The 19541-nt window shown below is 41.2% G+C and carries 14 protein-coding genes; 8 read left to right on the forward strand and 6 right to left on the reverse strand.

Features of this window, described 5'->3' with window-relative positions; translation table 11 throughout:
* Nucleotides 1-199 precede the first annotated feature (199 nt).
* The 4 genes from ABD894_RS10630 (at nucleotide 200) to ABD894_RS10645 (ending at nucleotide 5764) form a co-directional block, all read left to right on the forward strand.
* Nucleotides 200-3070 (forward strand): hypothetical protein, encoded by a 2871-nt coding sequence (locus ABD894_RS10630; protein WP_345211004.1) that lies wholly within the window; start codon nucleotides 200-202, stop codon nucleotides 3068-3070.
* Between the two features lie 503 nt (nucleotides 3071-3573).
* Nucleotides 3574-3810 (forward strand): hypothetical protein, encoded by a 237-nt coding sequence (locus tag ABD894_RS10635; protein WP_345211005.1) that lies wholly within the window; start codon nucleotides 3574-3576, stop codon nucleotides 3808-3810.
* Between the two features lie 573 nt (nucleotides 3811-4383).
* The gene (locus ABD894_RS10640; protein ID WP_345211006.1) at nucleotides 4384-4905 is read left to right on the forward strand and encodes a DUF6705 family protein; all 522 of its coding nucleotides are present in this window, start codon (nucleotides 4384-4386) and stop codon (nucleotides 4903-4905) included.
* 1 nt (nucleotide 4906) lies between these two features.
* Nucleotides 4907-5764, forward strand: coding sequence for a hypothetical protein (locus ABD894_RS10645; RefSeq protein WP_345211007.1), 858 nt, complete (start codon nucleotides 4907-4909; stop codon nucleotides 5762-5764).
* Nucleotides 5765-5787: 23 nt separating this feature from the next.
* On the opposite strand, the gene ABD894_RS10650 is transcribed toward ABD894_RS10645, so the two are convergent.
* From ABD894_RS10650 to ABD894_RS28135, 3 genes are all read right to left on the reverse strand, one after another.
* A complete protein-coding gene (locus ABD894_RS10650) occupies nucleotides 5788-6018 on the reverse strand; it encodes a hypothetical protein (protein WP_345211008.1) in 231 nt (76 codons plus the stop codon).
* Nucleotides 6019-6063: 45 nt separating this feature from the next.
* Entirely contained in the window at nucleotides 6064-6546 is a 483-nt protein-coding gene (locus ABD894_RS10655; protein ID WP_345211009.1) for a hypothetical protein, read from the reverse strand.
* 100 nt (nucleotides 6547-6646) lie between these two features.
* Entirely contained in the window at nucleotides 6647-6826 is a 180-nt protein-coding gene (locus ABD894_RS28135; RefSeq protein WP_425562948.1) for an SH3 domain-containing protein, read from the reverse strand.
* A 567-nt stretch (nucleotides 6827-7393) separates the two neighbouring features.
* Here ABD894_RS28135 and ABD894_RS10660 point away from each other — a divergent pair.
* From ABD894_RS10660 to ABD894_RS10675, 4 genes are all read left to right on the forward strand, one after another.
* Complete coding sequence (locus ABD894_RS10660) at nucleotides 7394-7945, forward strand: RNA polymerase sigma factor (protein WP_345211010.1); 552 nt, start codon at nucleotides 7394-7396, stop codon at nucleotides 7943-7945.
* Between the two features lie 87 nt (nucleotides 7946-8032).
* Nucleotides 8033-9010: a FecR family protein gene (locus ABD894_RS10665; RefSeq protein WP_345211011.1), complete on the forward strand. Its 978-nt coding sequence runs from the start codon at nucleotides 8033-8035 to the stop codon at nucleotides 9008-9010.
* Nucleotides 9011-9144: 134 nt separating this feature from the next.
* Nucleotides 9145-12543: a SusC/RagA family TonB-linked outer membrane protein gene (locus tag ABD894_RS10670; protein WP_345211012.1), complete on the forward strand. Its 3399-nt coding sequence runs from the start codon at nucleotides 9145-9147 to the stop codon at nucleotides 12541-12543.
* A 28-nt stretch (nucleotides 12544-12571) separates the two neighbouring features.
* Nucleotides 12572-14086 carry a RagB/SusD family nutrient uptake outer membrane protein gene (locus ABD894_RS10675; RefSeq protein WP_345211013.1) on the forward strand — a complete coding sequence of 505 codons (1515 nt, stop codon included), beginning with the start codon at nucleotides 12572-12574 and terminating at the stop codon, nucleotides 14084-14086.
* Between the two features lie 174 nt (nucleotides 14087-14260).
* Here the strand turns inward: ABD894_RS10675 and ABD894_RS10680 are convergent, their stop codons facing one another.
* From ABD894_RS10680 to ABD894_RS10690, 3 genes are all read right to left on the reverse strand, one after another.
* A complete protein-coding gene (locus ABD894_RS10680; protein ID WP_345211014.1) occupies nucleotides 14261-15037 on the reverse strand; it encodes a hypothetical protein in 777 nt (258 codons plus the stop codon).
* Between the two features lie 9 nt (nucleotides 15038-15046).
* Nucleotides 15047-18286 carry a TonB-dependent receptor gene (locus ABD894_RS10685; RefSeq protein WP_345211015.1) on the reverse strand — a complete coding sequence of 1080 codons (3240 nt, stop codon included), beginning with the start codon at nucleotides 18284-18286 and terminating at the stop codon, nucleotides 15047-15049.
* A gap of 225 nt (nucleotides 18287-18511) precedes the next feature.
* A complete protein-coding gene (locus ABD894_RS10690; protein WP_345211016.1) occupies nucleotides 18512-19474 on the reverse strand; it encodes a FecR family protein in 963 nt (320 codons plus the stop codon).
* Nucleotides 19475-19541 lie beyond the last annotated feature (67 nt).

Here is a 19541-nt window from a genome sequence, read left to right on the forward strand (position 1 = left end):
ACGTGCGCTTGCATTTGTTACATTGATAAACCGAATCACCTGATGTCGAGTTACCACATTTGTGAGTGTTGAATTTTTTCATGATATTGATTTTTTTAATACAATCCGAATAAACGATGGTTAATTCGGGACCACAACTAAAAAACTGCTTTAACCGATTTATCCTAAATATCACAAAATGAATCCATGCCTTATACAGATGGTAAATAAACCTCAGTGTAAAAGCATCCCGTTGGAATTAAAAAACAAGCTTCACCAAACATTTAGAGATAATCCATATCGTTTAAAAAGAAATGCCTCCGGTAGGGAGCGTCCATCGACCCGTACGAATTATACCTTTGCAAACCTCCGTGCTGACCTTTTTGTATTCAACGAATATTTTAAGGCTCATCATCCTGATCGCTATAAAATCAGTCTGCCATCTGTACGAGTAGAAGATCTTTACCAAGCGTTCGGTTCGCGAAAAACGGAGCGAATTCCGTCCGAGATTAGAGACTTGTTGTGTTACTATGCATTTTGGAAACCTTGGAATGATTGTTCGCAATTATTGGGAGAAATAGAGCCTGATAACTACTATGAGCCCAAAACAATAAGTCACAGAGATAGTCGAAAAAAAACATCGGACGCTGTTGTGATGCTTGATCAGTTGTTCTGGGCCTCACAAACAGCAGTAGAGTTAACGATCAAAGAAAAGGTATCTTATTTATTCGAGAATAATACATCTTTTAAATTATTGCCCCGAATTATCGCACAAAATGCTTATGTCTCGCCTGCTGATGAGTTGATGATTAGTGACAATCGAGGCAATCAAATTTTGAAATCCGTTTTACATGTTCTTTCGCATTGTGGTCAAAATTCAATTTTACGGATCAGCGCGTCGATGGGAGATGGTAAAAGCACGCTTGTCTGGCATTTGGCAAAAAAATGGAGCACGACGTTTCATGTTTGTTTTTTTTCAGGAACGGTTGATGAAGATGATGATATTTATTTCGCTGATTTACCAAGCAGGATACCGGTGGTGATTATCATTGATAATTGTGCGCAATTTCCCTTAAGTACAATTATCGAAGCCGCAGAAGCACATTATAAAAATCATGTGGTTTATTTTGTTTTCGCTGATCAAGCTTTTCGTTTTAACGGCATTGAAGAATGGGAGGAACTAATTGCAGATCGGGAAATATTTGATTTAGTTTTATCGAATACCCCATTTTTTTTACATTCAGTTTTCGAACTTCTCAAATCTCATTTACAGCAAGATTATTCTATAGTACCAGAAAAAAAATTGATATCCGCAGAGAAAGGGTTCTTTCGTTTGTCTTCCACGGAGACACTAGTTGACAAAATCGAAGTTTTATTGAATTCCCTGGGTTTGGACAATGGCAATAAACGCGGCGGTAAAGATTGGTTAGCCTGGCAACAATCCACCGTTGATCAAAATGGATTCTTACAAGGTCTTTTTGGTATGGTAGCGACCTTTTATCAATTTGGTATGTCTGTGCCATTGGGAGTGTTTTCGCGAGAGCAACAAGAAGAAATAATCTGGTTCTTGTCGCCGAGAGATTCTGACACAAGACACCAATTCCCCATTATTCTTGAAAATGATAGTCTGTGGCTACGTCATGAATCAAGTGCCCATCGTTATCTTAAGATACCAGCCCATCGTAATCTTGCTATACGTTTTTTCAAAAATCAACTAACCGATAATACTTCTATTGACTACCAGTATCTTTTAAGAAATATTTATTGGAAACGTCCATTCAAAGAATCTTTTATTTTTAATAGTTTTCCGAGCTCAGTAGAATTTTACGAGTCTTGTTTGGCCACCTTTCACAGGCATTTGAGACAACTGTCACCAATACTAACTACGGAAAGCAATAAAACACAAGTGGAAATGGCGAAAGTTTACACAGTACTCGGCCGCCGACCCGAAGCTTTCTCGTTATTACTTAATATTATTCAAAAGAACCACGTATATGATGTACATGCTCGAACGTTGTTATTGAGTATGTATCTTGACGAAGCGTTGGATAAACAATATCAAGCGCTAAAGTTGTTGATCGAGGCGTTAGCTATTGCAAAAGAAAGTCTCATTATAAAGTTCAAGATCCACAAGGTGCTGATAAGGCTATCAACTTCGGACGGACAGTTTAGCAGTAGCCAAACACTTTATAAAATGTTACAGCAGCAATTAATAGACATTAAAACTTTTTTTAAAATATGTCATCAAATATTAGAAGCTTGCCCATCTACAGAAAATAATCGATTATTTCCGACACCCACGTTATTAAATTATTTACTAGACCGAAATGATTTATATGCCGTAAAGAGTATAATCGTATTAGTTGAAAATGCCCTATCATCTTCATTATTTTCTTGGGTGGACGTTACTGACTCCATTTTCCAATTCATTAAACAAGATAATCCTGTTGATAACAAAGCGGAAATGATTGAAGCTTGGGCGGCTAAATTTGAGCGAAATGGTCAAAGGCATATAGCTTTAACTATACTAAGAGTGGGCAAAATCACTAAGCCATTTTATGAAACCAATAAAACTTTAATATCCAATTATCTAATTCGGAATAAAAGGTATCGAGATTGTATAAAACTGTTCTCAAACACGTCGTATGATCAGCTACATATTTCACATTCGTTGAATCTATTTAAAGCCTATCTCAGTTTGGATGAATGGGATCAGGCTGAACGTTGTGTCGATAATGCAATTGAATATCAACCGGCAAATAAGCACCAAAAAATATTGGTCGGTGCTTTATTTTTTGCAGCCAGTAAAAATGCTATACCTTTCTTAAATCGCCTTTTAACGCATTGTTTATCTAATTTTCCAGAAAATCAGGATTTACAGTTATGGAGATTTTCCTTAGTGATTTTGAATAACAATTTAACCGTTGGTAAAATCGATAGATTACTTTCTTTATTAGCTAAAGAAAATAAATTGCAATCAGGTCAGAGTGATCTAATTGCAAAAATTCAAAAACGAATATCTTACGAAAAAGATACTAGATTGTCCTATAAACTAATAATTCTACACAAGACACTAGTCACTAAAGCTTGAAACCGATAGTCAATTTAAATTGGGGCAACCTATAATTGCAAAGAATAAGAGGCACCTCTTTTTCTAAAAAACTTCACCCGCACAGCTGATTATTGGTTCGAGTCCTGCTGACGCTCCAATAGTTATGTAGCCCATAGCGGGATCGAACCCGTCGAAGGTGTTATTATGCGGTCTTATTTTAATAGCAACTAAAGGGTGAATAAATTCAATATTCTACCGAACATTTCTTATATTAGTATTAATATAAACTTGATTAATATCGAGCAAATTATTCGGTTAACATCACGGTTAACAGATGATTAAAGGAGATATAACTCGTTGAAAATAAGGTTTAGATATTAAGTCGGCACGGTCCCGTCCATCTTTGAACTAAATCATCAAACTGTTCAAAACAAGTTTACAAGCAGTCTCAATCAAAGTCTTATTTAAGTTAAATTTCTGCTATCACGGCTGTCTTTTCTTAGACGGTTTCGATAAAAACAAAGTTACTTCACATTCCACATGTGAAAACTATCGAATATTTTAATTGCGCCGGATCAGAACCGAACGGCGTTATTGATGTGCTGGAAGAACAATGGATCTCTGCCCGCATTGTAGAGAATCCGCATTCCTCCATCATTGATCCTAACATTACGGCTAAGCAGTGCGATCTACTGTCTATTGCTACCTGGTACGATAATGAGTGGCGCTTTAGCAACCGCCTGGCTGAAGTAGCACAGTACATTGAAACCAGGATATAGCATTAAAAATGGGATGCTGTGTTTTTAAAGCGTTTGATCGGTCATACAATGACAATGATTTAGGCTTGATAACACAATCAGTCAATTGCTGTTCCGCCAAAATTTATCGACTTCGACGCGGCGTAGGTGAGTTAAATTATGGCGAACGCTTGGCTTTAGCAATATTGAACGTTGCAAGCTTACCTGGTCAACAGACCAAGTAAAAGCGCAGCATAAGTGAAAGGTTGATAAAGACAGAGAAAGCGAATATGGAGCAACGTCATTTGCTTTGTCAAAGCCTGTGACAGATGCGTTAGCAGTGGAGTTTAACGTGGCGCAGCCTCTTAAACGTAACGAAATCTGGCATTGTGCTTTGATAGCATTTTAGTTGCGGAATGCCGTTGGGCCTGTGCGGTATGGCCTAATGGAGAGGACAGGCATAAGCAGAGCTTACCTTTCTCCGGTCTAAGCAGCAAAAAGCGGGAAAGGTAAGTGATGGCTTATGATTACAGATTATATTTAACATTGATTATGGAATCTTTAGTTTATATGCATCCTAGGTTTGTTTACATGTGAATTTTATTCCTAATGTTTATGAAAAAGACGATTATACTTACGGCTTTCCTATTTATATATTCTGTAGCCTTTAGTCAACAGAAATTAAAAAGTGTTTCAATTACGAAAGCTGCGACTACTCCGCTCCAACCCGACACATATATTGAGAATCCGTTCCTTGATAAGTTTAAAGGAAGGTGGATATGGAAAGAGGATTCAAAAGCTATAATTTTAAACTTCAATAAGATCCAATATACTATGGACAAAGCAAATCACATTGTTATGGACATCCTGAAAGGCGACTGTGAATATTATATCAATAAGAAGCGGGTGCCGATTGATACAGCAAAAAACAACTTGTTTGGTGCAATGGATACAGATTCCCAGCCAGTGGTGTTTATGCTAACCAATAAAGAAAAGCCCATGAGTGTCGTTTATCTTCATCTGACATATATTGACAAAAAGACGTTGAAACTTCAAGTTAACTTCAAACACGAATACGCTAAGCATCCTTACCCTGATTATATCTACCCTGAAAGCATGATACTTAAACGAGATTGAAATGAACATTTACGCCAATGCTCTAAATCCTTTTATGCTACGATCTATTGCCTTGTTAACATTATTGCTCATTCCCTTTTTATGCTTTAGCCAAAGCCTTGAAGAAAGAGCATATCGTGAAGTGATTGAGGACGGTCCATCAACAGCTCCAGGGATCCTCGTAATAAACGTTAAAGATTCTAAAACTGGACAAACAAAAGAAATCTGTACTGACGTTACCTCCCTTTACTGGTCGTTACAAAATGAGTTCCCACATCTGACAGATGCTGATCTCAAAAAGGAACTATTGAATCATGCCGAAGGCAGAATGTTTACATTTAAAAAGACAGAAGCTTTGGTTAGATTGAATTTTTACAAGTACCAGCTAAAGGATGAAATAGCTATCTCTAAGACAATTAAGCAGAGGCATTTGATAGATAGTTTATCATATATGATTGAACTGAAAGATAGCTTGTCGAAACGCTTCTATGCGTATTCCGAACAGCGAGACTCAATACTTAAGGAGATTTCTGACAGTATAAAAGTCAGCAGACCTTTAACTGAGGAAGAAACAAAAATGATTAACAACTTACGGGACCAGTATTACGATGAGTATTACAATAACACCAAATTTGATTCTTATCGAAAGATAAGCAGTCTCGGAATACACCTTATGAACACCTGGAACCATAATATCAAACCTTATAAAACTGATTATGATAATGCGTCCCAAGAAGTAGCTCGCCTAAATCTTAAATTCTTCAAAAGATACATTAACAAATATGGTTTAAGCTTCTGTCATGTTGCATTTAAAAATGGTATAATGTCGTACTTTGGAGATGACAATCCAGGAATATACTTTTCGATGATCACTAAGTAATCAAAAGCGGGATGATTAGGGGCTTATGATTGATAGAACTTCACTCTTCTGATCCCCGTTCTTAAGCAAAAATATGAGATCAGTGCCAAGCCTATTGAAAAAGACCATTGGCCAAAGATGTATCCCGATTCTTCTGCTGAACTGCCAAATACTTCATCACTATTAGATTTTAATAATGCAACTACACTACCGATTGTTATGATTGATACTAAGCAACCTATGATAATGAGGACTATTGCTATTGCTTTACGCATGATAATGGTTTAGATATATCAGATAAATAGATTGCTTAACTAATGTTACATTTCATTCTCGTCATAGATGCGACTGTAGTTCGCAAACTGAGTGTCTTGCAAAGCCTTTTCTATTACTTGTTTGGCAATCTCAAAATCAACTACCAAGCAACAAACCTCCATAGTGCCGCTGCCTATACTTCCGCCATCGCTATGACCTAACCCTGTCCAACCTAATACTTCATTCATTAGATTCTCAAGACTATACCGTTTTTCAACGTCTTCAAGCGTTCCCATTCCATCAACAATGTATTCGATAAGGAGTGTGTAATGATCTTCAGTATCAATCACCCCATATCCTTCAGCAATCAATTGATCAATTTCTTGTTGTATTTCCTTTTTAAAGCTTTTAAACAGACCTGATTTAACTTCTTTGCTTTGACCTTTATTACCAATTACGCCCCAGTGTACTAATGCGTTTTTACTGTCTTTATCCCAGGTTTCCCAGTAACTAATCGTACCATTATCATTTTTATAGAGCTTTAGCATAGAATTAATTTTATATATGTGACTTAGTTTAAAATAGTAAAGGAAATATAAGTTTTATAATAATGCAACTGGTATGTGAATAGGATGGGGGCTGCACTTATTAATCCTCGACGTATTCGTTCCAAACGTATCCTTCATTCCCGTTGTAGCTGACTTTAAACCATCCTTTTGCTTCAGTTGTATCTAATATCACTACACTCCCGCCATTGTGTAATGACTTGGTTGAAAATGAATAGGGCTTGCGGAAGCAAGCACTGTCTTTACTGATTTGGATTTTTATTAAAAATGACTAATTTTGAAACGAATTAAACGGTATACCTAAACGACTACCTGCATGCAGGTGTTCTTTGTAATTAGCTAATAACTAACGATATACGGAAGAGGGTTCGAACCCAGTAACTCCCACTAAAAGAAGGCCTTTTCGAAAGAATGAGGCCTTTTTTATGTCCCTAATTTTCTGTCATTACATAGTGCATACTATGTTTGCAACTTTACAGCAAACCCAAAAATGGGACATATCTTGTTACCGTTTTGAATACCATTTGCGTGGCCTTTTTAATTAATTAGTATTGGCATTGGTTTAGATAACTTATAAATTGAATATTACCACACAAATTTATGTGGCAAAACAAAGGAATTGTATAGTCAAGCTTCCCTGCATTCTTTACATTGATAAGGTTATACCCGAATTTTTGTTTTCGAAGTAATGCCGACCCAAAGATGGCGTTTGTCAGAAAATTATGGTTTTAACACAATTTATGTAGGCGTAACAATTATTTAAAGCCCCGCCTGTAGGTTTGGGGTAATGAAAAACAGTTTGCCAGCGGACCCTCATCTGTTAAGCCAAATGCAGGCTGATGATCAAAAGGCGCTGTTATTATTGATGAAGAAATACGACCGGGCTTTGTTCCGGTACATCTATTCACGCATCAATTCGGCCGAAAATGCTAAGGAAGCGGTACAGGACATCTTCATTACCCTATGGAACAATCGTTATAGCATCCAGATCAACGATACCATATCGCCCTATTTGTATAAAGCCGCTAAGTATAAGGTAGTAGATTTTTATACCGCTGCCAATCGCGAAATAATAAATTACGAAGCGCTGTTGCCCGAGTATCAATACGACGCGGCCCCCGCCGCCGATCAGGATATCGTAGCCTCCGAATTGGAGGATTGGTTTAGCAGCGAGATCAATAAACTGCCCGAGTCTGTAAAAAACGTATTTAAGCTGAGCCGCCTCGAACAGCTTACCATAAAAGATATTGCCCGGCGGCTTTCCCTGTCAGAACAAACGGTGAAAAATAACCTCACCATTGCCCTTAAACACCTGCATGTGCGCTTTAACCGCATAGTGAGCATCTCGTTTATCCTCATCGCGCTTAAAAACCTGTTATAAGGTAAAATTTTCGGTGTTTTTATTTTAACAAACTTTTCATAATTATTTAACGGTACTCATCGCCGCATCTGCCGATTATAGGTGCAGATGAATATGAAAGGATCGGCACAGGAAAAAGCCTTGTTAAAAAAATACCGGGACGGCGAATGCACACCCGCGGAAAAACTTCGTGTGGAGCAATGGCTCGTCGGATTAGGCCGTCAGGATATTCCTGAAGTTTCTTCAGTATCCGAAAAAAATATTCTGAAAACTGCACGGAAGGAAGTGCTGAAACAAACCGGTACCCCACGTGGCCGTACTGTAACAATGTTTCGCTACGCGAGTGTGGCTGCAATGTTGGTGTTTATCCCTTTAGCTTACTTGTTTTACAATCAGTTATATAAACCGCAAACACCTGCCGAACAACGCTTTTCTACCTTGCCGGGGCAACAAAAGATCATTGTACTGCCAGATAGTACCGAGGTAACGCTTAATTCCTCGTCATCATTAGCTGTAGGTGGCAGCTATAATCAAAAATACCGCCGTGTAACGCTTTCGGGCGAAGCCTATTTCAGGGTTAAGCACGATAAGCAGAGGCCGTTTATTGTAAGCACCGGCAAATTACAAACCCAGGTTTTGGGTACCGAGTTCAATGTGCATGCCTATACCGATGAGGCCAATATTAAGGTAGCCGTGGTACAAGGCCGCGTTAAAGTAAGCGAGCAACAAAATGGCGTTACCAAACAGTTGGGTGATGTACTTACCCACAATTTGATGTTGAGCTACGATGTAAATAGTCGCCGCCATGTTACCACTACTGCCGATGCCGAAAAGTTGAGCGCATGGAAAAAAGGTGAACTGTATTTTGAGGAAACCGGCATTCAGGAGATAGTGAAGGCGCTATCGAGGCGATATAACCAGGGTATAGAACTGGCCGATGCACCTTTGGCCAACTGCAAATACACGATCAGCTTTTCTTCGGGCGATGCTTTGCCTAAAGTACTTACGGTACTGGGCCAGTTAAGCGGCATCACTTATCAAACAACACAAAACAAGATCATCATACACGCAAAAAATTGCCATTAATTATGATATAAACCCAAGTCAATAAAAACAAGAACAGGCCGATGCATCGAACACCTGCCTGTTGTATGGCTGCTGAAGCAGCAGGCCATAGTTATTTCAACGATACCCAAATCATATTAATAACATTAGTAAAAATGAGAAATCTTTATCAATTTATTTCAAACAAATACATTTTCAGGAAATTCCCCATATTCCTGAACCTGTTATTGATCCTTACATTCAATACCACGCCTTCATTCTCTGCCGATGGACAAACCATCAATACCATGCGTATCAGCATAACGGTAAAAAACGAACGCATCAAAAACGTTTTCAAGATCATTGAACAAAAAACATCTTTCAAAATCGGTTACAACTCAAATAACTTCGATTCTGACCGTACAATAAGCCTTAGCGCCAATAATGAACTGGTAATAAACATCCTGAAAGAACTATTATCGGGTTACCAGGGTTCGGTACAACAGGTAGATGAGCAACACGTATTACTAAAGGTTGAAAAACAAAAGCCTGCTACAGCACCTGCCAAACAGGTAAATGCAGCCCCGGGCATTCGTGTTTCGGGTACGGTAAAAGATGAAGAGGGCTTTCCGCTTGTGGGTGTTACCGTTGCTTCAAAAGGCACTACTGTTGGTGGTGTAACCAACGAGGAAGGACAATATAACCTTAATGTTGATGAGAACGCCATACTTGTTTTTCAATACATAGGTTATGTAAGCCAGGAGATAGCGGTAAAAAATCAACCCGTTATTGATGTGGTAATGAAAGCCGACAATCAATCGCTGCGGGAAGTAGTGGTAGTAGGTTACGGTACCCAAAGCCGCTCAACATTATCGGGAGCTATCACCAGTGTTAATCTTGATAAATTAACGTCACGCTCTTTCCGTAACATTCAGGAAGCACTACAAGGTAAAGCCGCGGGTGTAGTAGTAAACAACAATGGTGGTGACCCGACCGCCACACCACAGGTAAACATACGTGGCTTAGGCGGTATAAACGGTGAACAGCCATTATATGTAGTGGATGGTTCGGTTTTTTATCCCGGCACACCGGTACTTAACCCTAATGATATCGAATCGGTTTCGGTACTAAAAGATGCATCGGCGGCTATTTATGGTTCGCGTGCTTCGGGCGGTGTAATCCTTATCACTACTAAAAAAGGTGTAAAAGGCAAACTGGCTATTACTTTTGATGCTAAATACGGCGCTGAATCGGCCTGGCGTTTATTACAACCCCTTAACGCTAAGGAATATGCCGATGTATACAATACCGCTACAGACAACGCTGGCAAACCTCGCCTCCCGGCTTTCGACGCCACACTTTACCCCGACGGACAGATTACCCGCACTAACTGGATGGATGAAATATTCAGAACCGGCCGCATGCAGGATTACAACATTGGCCTGAGTAGCGCTAACGAAACCAGCAGCATGTACATGAGCTTTAATTACCGCAAAGGCGAGGGCATATTGTTAAATACTTTCTCTGAACGTTACGCGTACCGTGTAAACTCTGATCATAAGATAAACAGGTGGCTTAAGGTAGGCGAAAACCTGTCGTTCAGCAATACTAACGGCCGTGGTACCAATACCTTCAGCGGGTATACAGGTGCTATACAGGCGGCTATTTTTTACCCGGCAAGCATTACACCACGTACAGAAACCGGCGCGTATTCAGGCTTGCCAATTCAATACGCGGGTTCATACGGTGATGTGGTTAACCCGGTAGCTAACCTTGAACGTATAGACAGCAGTAACCCTATAAATACCATTATTGCCAACCCTTACCTGGAAGCAACATTGTTACCCGGTTTAAAATTCCGTTCTAACTACTCGATAACCAAGGTTTTCAACTATTACAAAAACTTTTCGGCAATAGTGCCTGAGGTGGGTAAACCTGTGCTTACCAACACCCTATCAGAAGCATCGGGCACAGAGAATCGTTTTTTGGCCGAGCAAACGTTAAACTACAACAAATCAATAGGCAAGCATAATTTTGATGTGCTGGGTGGTTACAGTTATCAGAAAAATACCAGCCAGGGTTTATCGGCATCATTATCGGGTTTTGGCAACGAGAACCCGCTTTACCGCTATTTTGTTAACGGTACAGGCACACCGGTACCACAACCCGGCGATTATAAAGTAACCGAGGCCCTTGTATCATACCTGGCGCGTGTAAATTACGATTACGACCACAAGTACCTGTTATCATTAACCGGCCGCCGCGATGGTACTTCACTTGTTGCTGAAAAGAACAAGTTTCAAAATTTCGGTTCTATATCGGGTGGATGGGTACTTAGCCGCGAAAACTTTATGCAACCGCTGTACTGGCTTAGCAATTTAAAATTGCGCGCAAGTTATGGTGTGTTAGGTAACTTGTCTTCGGTGTCAACTACCGCGGTTAGCCCTAACCTGGGTTCGGGTACGTTATACCTGGGTGCCGATCCAACATTGCTTAATGGTTATTACAGCAGCGATCGTTCAAACCCTGATCTTACCTGGGCAAAATCAAAACAAACTGATATAGGTTTAGACCTCGGCTTTTTGAACGAGCGAATTACCCTTAACGCCGATTACTTTGTTAAAAATACCGAAGATATGCTAATGAGCATTCCGGCGGGTATTGGTTTAGGTAATGTGTGGGTAAATGGTGGTAAGGTGCAGGATAAAGGTTTTGAATTTAGCCTGAGCTACAACAGCGATCAGCGTAAAGATTTCAAATACAACGTTACCGCTAACTTAAGTAAGATCAACAATAAAGTACTGTCGTTGCCAAATAACGTGCCTACTACGGGTAGCAGCCCGAGCGTGAGGGGTTTACTATCACCGGTACGTATACAGGTAGGTCAGCCGCTTTACTCATATTTCTCTATAAAAACGGATGGTTTATTCCAAAATCAGGAAGAGATAAACAATTACCGCGCGGCCGATGGTACGCTTGTACAGCCAAATGCCAAACCGGGCGATATCAAGTTTGTGGATGCAAGCGGCAACGGTAAAATAGGCGACGAAGACCGCCAGTTCTTAGGCAGCGCTTTCCCTGATTTTACTTATGGCTTCAGCTTTAATGCCAGCTACAAAAATTTCGACCTGAACATTTTCGCGCAGGGTGTACAAGGTAATAAACTATACAACGCTTTAAAATATACCAGCTGGAACGCGGGCGGTTTAGGACAAAACTATAACCTGCTGAACGATGTTTTGAATGCCTGGACACCACAAAATACCAATACAAATATTCCGCGTATTACCGCGAGCGATGCTAACGGTAACTTTGGTACCAACTCTGATTTTTATATTGAAAAAGGCTCATACCTGCGTATTAAGAACGTAACGCTTGGCTACACCTTTACTCCTAAAGTTTTGCGAAATGCAGGTATAAGCAGCCTGCGTATTTACTCAACAGCAAACAACCTGTTCACTATAACCAAATATAAAGGGTTTGACCCCGAGGTTGGCTTTGACAATTACGGTATGGATGTGGGCCGCTATCCGCAATCGCGAGCTTTCATTTTTGGTATAAACCTCACTTTGTAAGTAAAAACTATCTCATATTAAAAAGAGCATGAAAAAGATATTAAATAACCTCCTCATCTTATCGGCAAGCCTGCTACTGGGTTCTTGTTCTAATAAGCTGGATATATTACCTGAAGGCGCGGTATCTGAAAGCAATTTCTGGCGCACTTCTGACGATGCCGTACTGGGCGCGAATGCCATGTACCAGCCTTTTGATGGCGAAGAGTTTTATGGCCGCGGTTATATGTGGTTCATTAACGCCAGCGACGATATGGTTACCGGCCGTATAAACACTAATGTCGATGCTATAAAAAACTTCAGCAGTACTTATTATTCGAGCAGCTATACGGTTGATCAGTGGAATATGCGTTATTCTGTGATCAGGCGTGCAAACGATGTGATCAGTAAGATCCCCGCCATCAGTATGGATGCTACCCTTAAAAACCGTTTAATGGGCGAAGCTTATTTTTTAAGTGGCCTGATGTATTTTCAGTTAGCTTATAACTACGGAGATTCACGTGCCGGTTTACCAATCATTACCCGCGAAAACAATAACGACCCTAATCCTACACCACGTGCCGCCAATGTTGACGCCAACTATACCTACATTGAAAGTGAACTGAAAAAAGCAGCTAAACTGTTGCCAATGCTGGCGCAATTAGGTACAGCCAACTATGGCAGACCACATAAGGTTGCTGCCTGGGGTTATCTTTCAAAAATGTACCTGTACAAAAAGGATTACGTAAATGCCGAAAAGTATGCCGATTCGGTGATCAACTTTGGTAACAGGGCACTTTTGGATAACTATGGCGATGTGTTTAAAGCTGCTAATAATTATAGTTCAGAATATATCTGGTCGGCAGTAAGTACCGCTAAAGGCGCAGCTGGCTGGGGTAGTATTTTACCGGGTGTAATGCTCGAAAACAAAGGCTGGGGCAAGTACAATGGCTGGGGATATTACCAACCAACCAAAGAATTGTATGATGCCTATGAAACCGGCGACACACGCCGCGAGGTAACTATTTTGAAACCGGGCGATAAGTTCATGTTCTTCGGTGTAGAAAATACCTACAGCTCGGTGAACAGTCTTTCTGGTTACCAGTTCAGAAAATATATGGAACCGTTCAGCTATGCGAGTCCGGTAGGTTCACATATTAGTTCTAATGGTGATCACCCTACAACTGACCTTAACGTGCCTTTACTTCGTTATGCCGAGATACTGTTAATTAAGGCCGAAGCTGCATTAATGCAGAATAAAAATGCCGATAAGGAGATCAACCTGGTGCGCCGTCGCGCAGGCTTGGAAAATATCAGCAACGCCACCATGGCCGATCTGAAAAAGCAACGCCGCTGCGAACTTGCCGGTGAGTGGGCCGACCGTCACCGCGATTTGGTACGCTGGGGCGATGCGCAGGCAGTTTACGCGCAACCACTGCATGGCTTTAGCGGCAGCGTAATATGGCCATCGCGTACTTTCAACCCGGCTGTACACCATGTTTGGGCAGTACCACAAAAAGAAATAGACCGCAGCAATGGTATCATTACACAAAACCAGGGCTGGTAAATAAATATTAAGGTCACGGGAGTTTTATTTCCGTGACCTTTTACTTTGAAACTGAAAAGTACTTGATATTATGTTAAAAGCGAGTATTACAAGGTAATATGGCCTTGCGGGTCATTAAAAAAGCAGCCCTTTTCAGGCTGCTTTTTTAGATAAGGTTTCCAGGTAACAATCGAATTATTTTAGTTCGGTATCATAAATAACCGGTGTGGCGTAAAACACATTGACAGGATCGTACACAAACCCCAGCGAGATCACCTTATTAGGCTTAAAATACTGCGAGCCCTGGCTATCCCAATAAATAGTAGGATAATAGGTTAACACATCAACAAGCATGTTACCCGTTCCCGGTTCAAATACTCCGAAATAATACCCAAATGTGTAGTCGCCGTGCTTAGTGGGGCCAAGCTCAATATATGGGCTGAACCTATCTTTACGTATATTTTTAACGGTTGTAACTTCTTCAGATAGAATATCACCATTGTCCGTATAATAAAGTTCATATATTTTCAGGTCAACCGATGCCGGTAATGATTTCTCCAGGTTTACGAATTGCACCAGGCTGTTGCCTTTGGCTGGTGTTACACTGCCATCATATCCTCCGCCAATAATTTTAACCTCGGCAGTATATAAAAAACTCAATTTGGTATCTTTACCTTCAACGTTAAGCAAGGTATCTATCACCGGGGCTCCTTCCTTTCCTGTTTGGTATATTTTCAATTTCCGGTCACCGGTGTAAGCCTTAATTGCTTTAACTGCAGATGGCGGTTTTAGCGTATCCACAACTTTGCCGTCAATATCAACCAGCAGGTTGCCTATATCGGTTGTGGTGGTGGCGTTAATGTTTATTACGCCGTAACCTTTCGCTTCAATAAGCTCACCCTCATTTTTGCAAGCGCCTAATAGTAATATGGCAAATAAAAAAAGGCATAAATATTTAAGATTTGATTTCATGTGTTTTAATTAAAAGCGATAAATGAAATTAAGGGTAGAGGTTGTACCGTACTTCCAGGTATATATTTTGGTGTCGTATTCCGGGTTATACCTGGTGCCTTTGGGGTCAATCTGCTCGGCCGGCCATGGTTTAGTGCCTTCGCCGGGATAGGGCTGTACGGAAGGGGTAGGCTGTGGAAATTTGGTATTGCTCGGCGGAAACAGGTTACGGTAGTAAAACAACTCGCTGTTCAGTAAGTTACTTACATTTAAACGCAGCTCGGCTTTATTACCCTTCATAAATTTATAGCTCAGCTGCAGGTCAACCATATTCCGGCTATTTTCATACAGGTCTTCGGCACGGTCGGGCGAGGCATAAACAATGCGTTGCCCAAAACGGTTAAAAGTAGCATTAAAACCAAAATGCTTACCGGTGTACAATATCCCGGCATTAACTATATATGGCGATTGGCCCATTAACGGCCTGTTTCGTTTACTGGATACTACATTTCCGTCGTCATCTTTGGTAAAAGCTGTTCCCAGGTCAACGCTGGCATTTATATAGGTAAAATTACCCGAGAGGTATAAATCTTTTAAAAAAGAGGATGGCGATATGAATCCGAGCGATTTACGCGCATCTACCTCAAAACCTGTGTTGGTGGCTGATTGCAGGTTCTTATAAAACTGGTAGCGTGTAGGCGATGTTGATACAACCACCTCAATAGGGTTAATAAAATCTTTACGAAAGCCCGAAACAGATAATATCTCGCCCGGCGAAGGATAAAACTCGTACCTGATATCGAAGTTTTTTACAGAAGTACGCTTAAGATTATCACCGCCGATAGAAACAAATAAGTCGTAATCAAAATAGCTGAAAAAAGACAGCTCCCTAAAATCGGGCCGGGCTACCGTTTTGTAATATGCCGCCCTGATGTTCATTTTGGGGGTTAAGGCATATATGGCATTTACTGATGGCAGCCAGTCGTTATTTTTTGATTGGATGAGGCTGTCAACAATTGGGGCCACCCCGCCGGGGGTTGCCCTGCCGCGCGTTCTGGTAAAAACATTCTGCTCGTTCCGTTCGTACCTTATACCAGCTATCAGCCGCAGATCTTTAAGCGGTTTCAGATCAAGCATGCCATACATGGCATTAAGGTTTTGCCTGCCCTTATAACCTGTGCCTGCACCAGCCCTGGTTATACCGTCGCCCTGTGGGGTGGTAGTAAACAGGTACAAATTACCGTTGGCAAATTGTGAAGGATCATAAACATCATAGTATGCCATCCCATCGTAACGACTGTTGCTGGTTCCGTCTAAGGTTACCGTACGTATCCGGTAAAAATCTGCCCCGAAATCTGCCTGACGCCTGCTGCCCTGGTAGCCCACTTTTAGCGACTGACCAAGCCCGAGCAGTTTGAAAGGAAGCTGCCAGTTGGTTTGCCAGGTATAGCGTTTCTCTGCCAGTTCCGAATAAAAAATGTTACCATATTGAAAATTGGCATCACTGAAATTATATGAATAATAATCATCAGGATCGAAATTATTGGCCAAAGTTCTGCCGCTCTCCATCAGCCTGGTAAAAGGCTGGTCGCGGTTTACGGTAGACAGTGAAAAGCCGTAATCGCCTTTTATACCAAGCTTACTTAATGTATGTTCGCCCGTAAAGTTGGTTTGAAACAATTGGTTAATAACGGTTTGGTCGCTATAGTTATTTACAAACCGGTTATCGCCCATATTGGCGCCGGTGAAGGTAAAATATTCGTCGCTAAAGCGGCGGTTATACGTGTTTTTCAAGGTAAACTTGTTAGCACCACTGGTGTAGGCCAGGTTAAGACTGCCGCCCCAAAGGGTATTGAATAAGTAATCTGTCCCCTTATAATCACGTACCGTAGATACATACACATCATGCTGATTGTTCAGCTGCTCGTTACGATAGGTAAGTGCCCCAACAATGCCTAATGTGGAGTTATCTTTAAAGGGAAAACGGTGCGCAGCCGTAAACTGATAGCTTTGGATAGGCCGGGCGATATACCTACGCAATGCCCAGTTATCGGGCATGGTACTTAAAAATTTTGCGGCCTGCGCTTTTTGTTCAGCAGTGGCTGTACGGTCATTTATCTGGATCGCCAGGTCATCATATTGCCCCAAAGTCATGCCAATCGGTTTACGCTGATAATCATTGGCAAAGCCCAGGTAATTGGCGGTACCGCGGTGCCCGCCTATCAAATCTTTACCGGTTGAGCGGCTGTTATAGCCGCTTGCAATATTAAACTCCACAAAGTTTTCATCCGGGATATCCTTGGTGGTGATCTGTACCAGTCCGCCGGTAAATTCGCCGGTAAGATCGGGCGTGGCGGTTTTGTTCACCACTATATTATCAACCAGCGAACTCGGGATAACATCGAATGCAAAATCGCGGCGGTTAGGTTCTGAACTTGGTAATGGCGAGCCGTTGAGCAGCACATTGTTATACCTGTCGCTCATGCCGCGTATTACCACAAATTTGTTTTGCGATATCTGCAAACCACTTACCCTGGCAAGTACCTGCGCGGTATTGTTATCGGGCGTGCGGCTGATCTGCTCGGCAGTAATACCGTCTGACATGGCCGCGTTATTTTTCTGCCTCGCGTACAAACCCTCTATCGAGGCTTTACGGTAGGTGCCCGTTATTACTACTTCCTTTAACGCGGCACTGGCCGGTTTTAAACTAATATTTAGGGATGTATTGCCTTTTTCTAATACCACCACACCGGTAACTCTTTGTGTTTGATAGGATAGAAAACTAAACTCAAGTGTGTAGGTGCCCGGTGCTAAACTCAGCGTGTACGAGCCATCTACACTGCCTTGCAGGCCCTGGCCGGTTTCTACTACCTTAATATTTGCACCCGGTAATGGTTCGCCTTTTTCGTCAAGCACTTTGCCGGTGATTTTTCCGGGTATGGCGAGTGGGGGAAGTTTGCTAACAGCAATAGCGCCATTAATTTGCTCGAAACGCAGCCTTTGTTGTTTGGATAACAAGGCCAGTACTTTATCCATGCTCATCTTTGTAACCTCCAGCGCCACCGGGCGAATGTTGCCGAGTTCTTCGGAATAAACAAAGTTAAAACCCGACTGCCTCGAAAGTTCAGATAACAGGTTATTTAACGAGCCTGTTTTGGTATTTACCGAAATTATAACTTGATCTAAACGCTGCGAACGCGCGTTTGAGGCAAGCATAACCCCGGTAAGGGTAAATGAAATTACGGCCACCATTAAGGTTACGCGCGTCATAAAATATAATAGTTTAATTACACTACTTTTTGTAGAATTGTGCATAGCTTTTTTTAAATGATTATTGGGTTGCAATTCAATGGGTCATGAAGCTTATCCGGGCGGAAGTGGTGGAACACTTTCGCTCTTTTTCATGACCGCATTATTTATGTGATATTTTTAATAATAATGCCGTATGTATATTACCTCCTCTTTTGATTAATTAATAATATCGAGTGCAATAGGTTAACCTATAGTTACCTGTTTCCCGCTGATATGGTAAGGGAAATCTCCGCCTGAAATACTTAACAACTTCAGTATATTAGGCAGGCTTTCATTTTTCACCTTTATCTGGAACCGTTTTTTCAGAAGGGATTTACTCTTAAATACAAAAGTTACCCCGTATACCTTGCTTAGTCTTTTGCTAATGTTATCCAGCGTTTCCATATTAAAGCTGAGTACATTCTGCTGCCAGCTACCTATATCGGTTATGGGTAAAATGGTTTTCTCAAAATGCTTTGTGTTTGAGTTATAGATGAGCTGCTGGCCGGGTGTTAACAGAAACACATTGTTGTTCTTTTGCGCATTGCCCGATACACCCACTTTACCTGTAGCCACCGCTATTTCCGTATTGGTATCATCATTATAGGCCCTGATATTGTATGATGTGCCCAGTACCTGTATGTTCAGGTGCCTGGTATGAACAATAAATGGATGTTCGGGCTTATGAACTACAGTAAAAAAAGCTTCGCCCTTTAATTTTATTTCACGGCTGGCTTTGCCAAATTGCTGCGGAAACTCGACCACCGAAGAACTGTTGAGCTGAATTAACGAACCATCGGGTAAGGTAACCTGCTTTTTAACACCGGCGGCGGTACTTACCTGCTGCCAGGCCAGTTTAGGCCGGGGGTAGTTGTTGATGAGCAGTAAGCCGGCCGAAACTATTACCACAAGTATGGCAGCTATCTTTAATACAGGGATCCATAGCTTTTTAACCCGGGCTGTTTTTTGAGTAGTCGCTATATGCCTTATCGCCCGAACGGTCGCTTCTTCTGCGGCCCGTTTTATCTCCGGTTCTTCGGGTAGCGGGTAGCCTTCGGTTTCAAAGCTATCGTACCATTCTCTGATCTTTTTAAATTCTTCCGGTGTGCATAATCCGGCCTGGTATTTTTCGGCGAGTACTTTTAGCCTGTTGTTCGGTGTTGTCATTCAACTGTATAATCAACAGAAGGGCACTTTTATACTATTAAATAATTAACAATGTTTTGTTAATAAG

The organism is Mucilaginibacter gynuensis, assembly GCF_039541195.1.
Classification (GTDB): domain Bacteria; phylum Bacteroidota; class Bacteroidia; order Sphingobacteriales; family Sphingobacteriaceae; genus Mucilaginibacter; species Mucilaginibacter gynuensis.

What these genes read in the sequence shown, in the direction of transcription:
- ABD894_RS10690 (WP_345211016.1), bottom strand. Translation starts at nt 19,474, where the DNA reads ATGACAACACCGAACAACAGGCTAAAAGTACTCGCCGAAAAATACCAG.
- ABD894_RS10685 (WP_345211015.1), bottom strand. Translation starts at nt 18,286, where the DNA reads ATGACGCGCGTAACCTTAATGGTGGCCGTAATTTCATTTACCCTTACC.
- ABD894_RS10680 (WP_345211014.1), bottom strand. Translation starts at nt 15,037, where the DNA reads ATGAAATCAAATCTTAAATATTTATGCCTTTTTTTATTTGCCATATTA.
- ABD894_RS10630 (WP_345211004.1), top strand. Translation starts at nt 200, where the DNA reads ATGGTAAATAAACCTCAGTGTAAAAGCATCCCGTTGGAATTAAAAAAC.
- ABD894_RS10675 (WP_345211013.1), top strand. Translation starts at nt 12,572, where the DNA reads ATGAAAAAGATATTAAATAACCTCCTCATCTTATCGGCAAGCCTGCTA.
- ABD894_RS10655 (WP_345211009.1), bottom strand. Translation starts at nt 6,546, where the DNA reads ATGCTAAAGCTCTATAAAAATGATAATGGTACGATTAGTTACTGGGAA.
- ABD894_RS10645 (WP_345211007.1), top strand. Translation starts at nt 4,907, where the DNA reads ATGAACATTTACGCCAATGCTCTAAATCCTTTTATGCTACGATCTATT.
- ABD894_RS10665 (WP_345211011.1), top strand. Translation starts at nt 8,033, where the DNA reads ATGAATATGAAAGGATCGGCACAGGAAAAAGCCTTGTTAAAAAAATAC.
- ABD894_RS10650 (WP_345211008.1), bottom strand. Translation starts at nt 6,018, where the DNA reads ATGCGTAAAGCAATAGCAATAGTCCTCATTATCATAGGTTGCTTAGTA.
- ABD894_RS10640 (WP_345211006.1), top strand. Translation starts at nt 4,384, where the DNA reads ATGAAAAAGACGATTATACTTACGGCTTTCCTATTTATATATTCTGTA.
- ABD894_RS10660 (WP_345211010.1), top strand. Translation starts at nt 7,394, where the DNA reads ATGCAGGCTGATGATCAAAAGGCGCTGTTATTATTGATGAAGAAATAC.
- ABD894_RS10670 (WP_345211012.1), top strand. Translation starts at nt 9,145, where the DNA reads ATGAGAAATCTTTATCAATTTATTTCAAACAAATACATTTTCAGGAAA.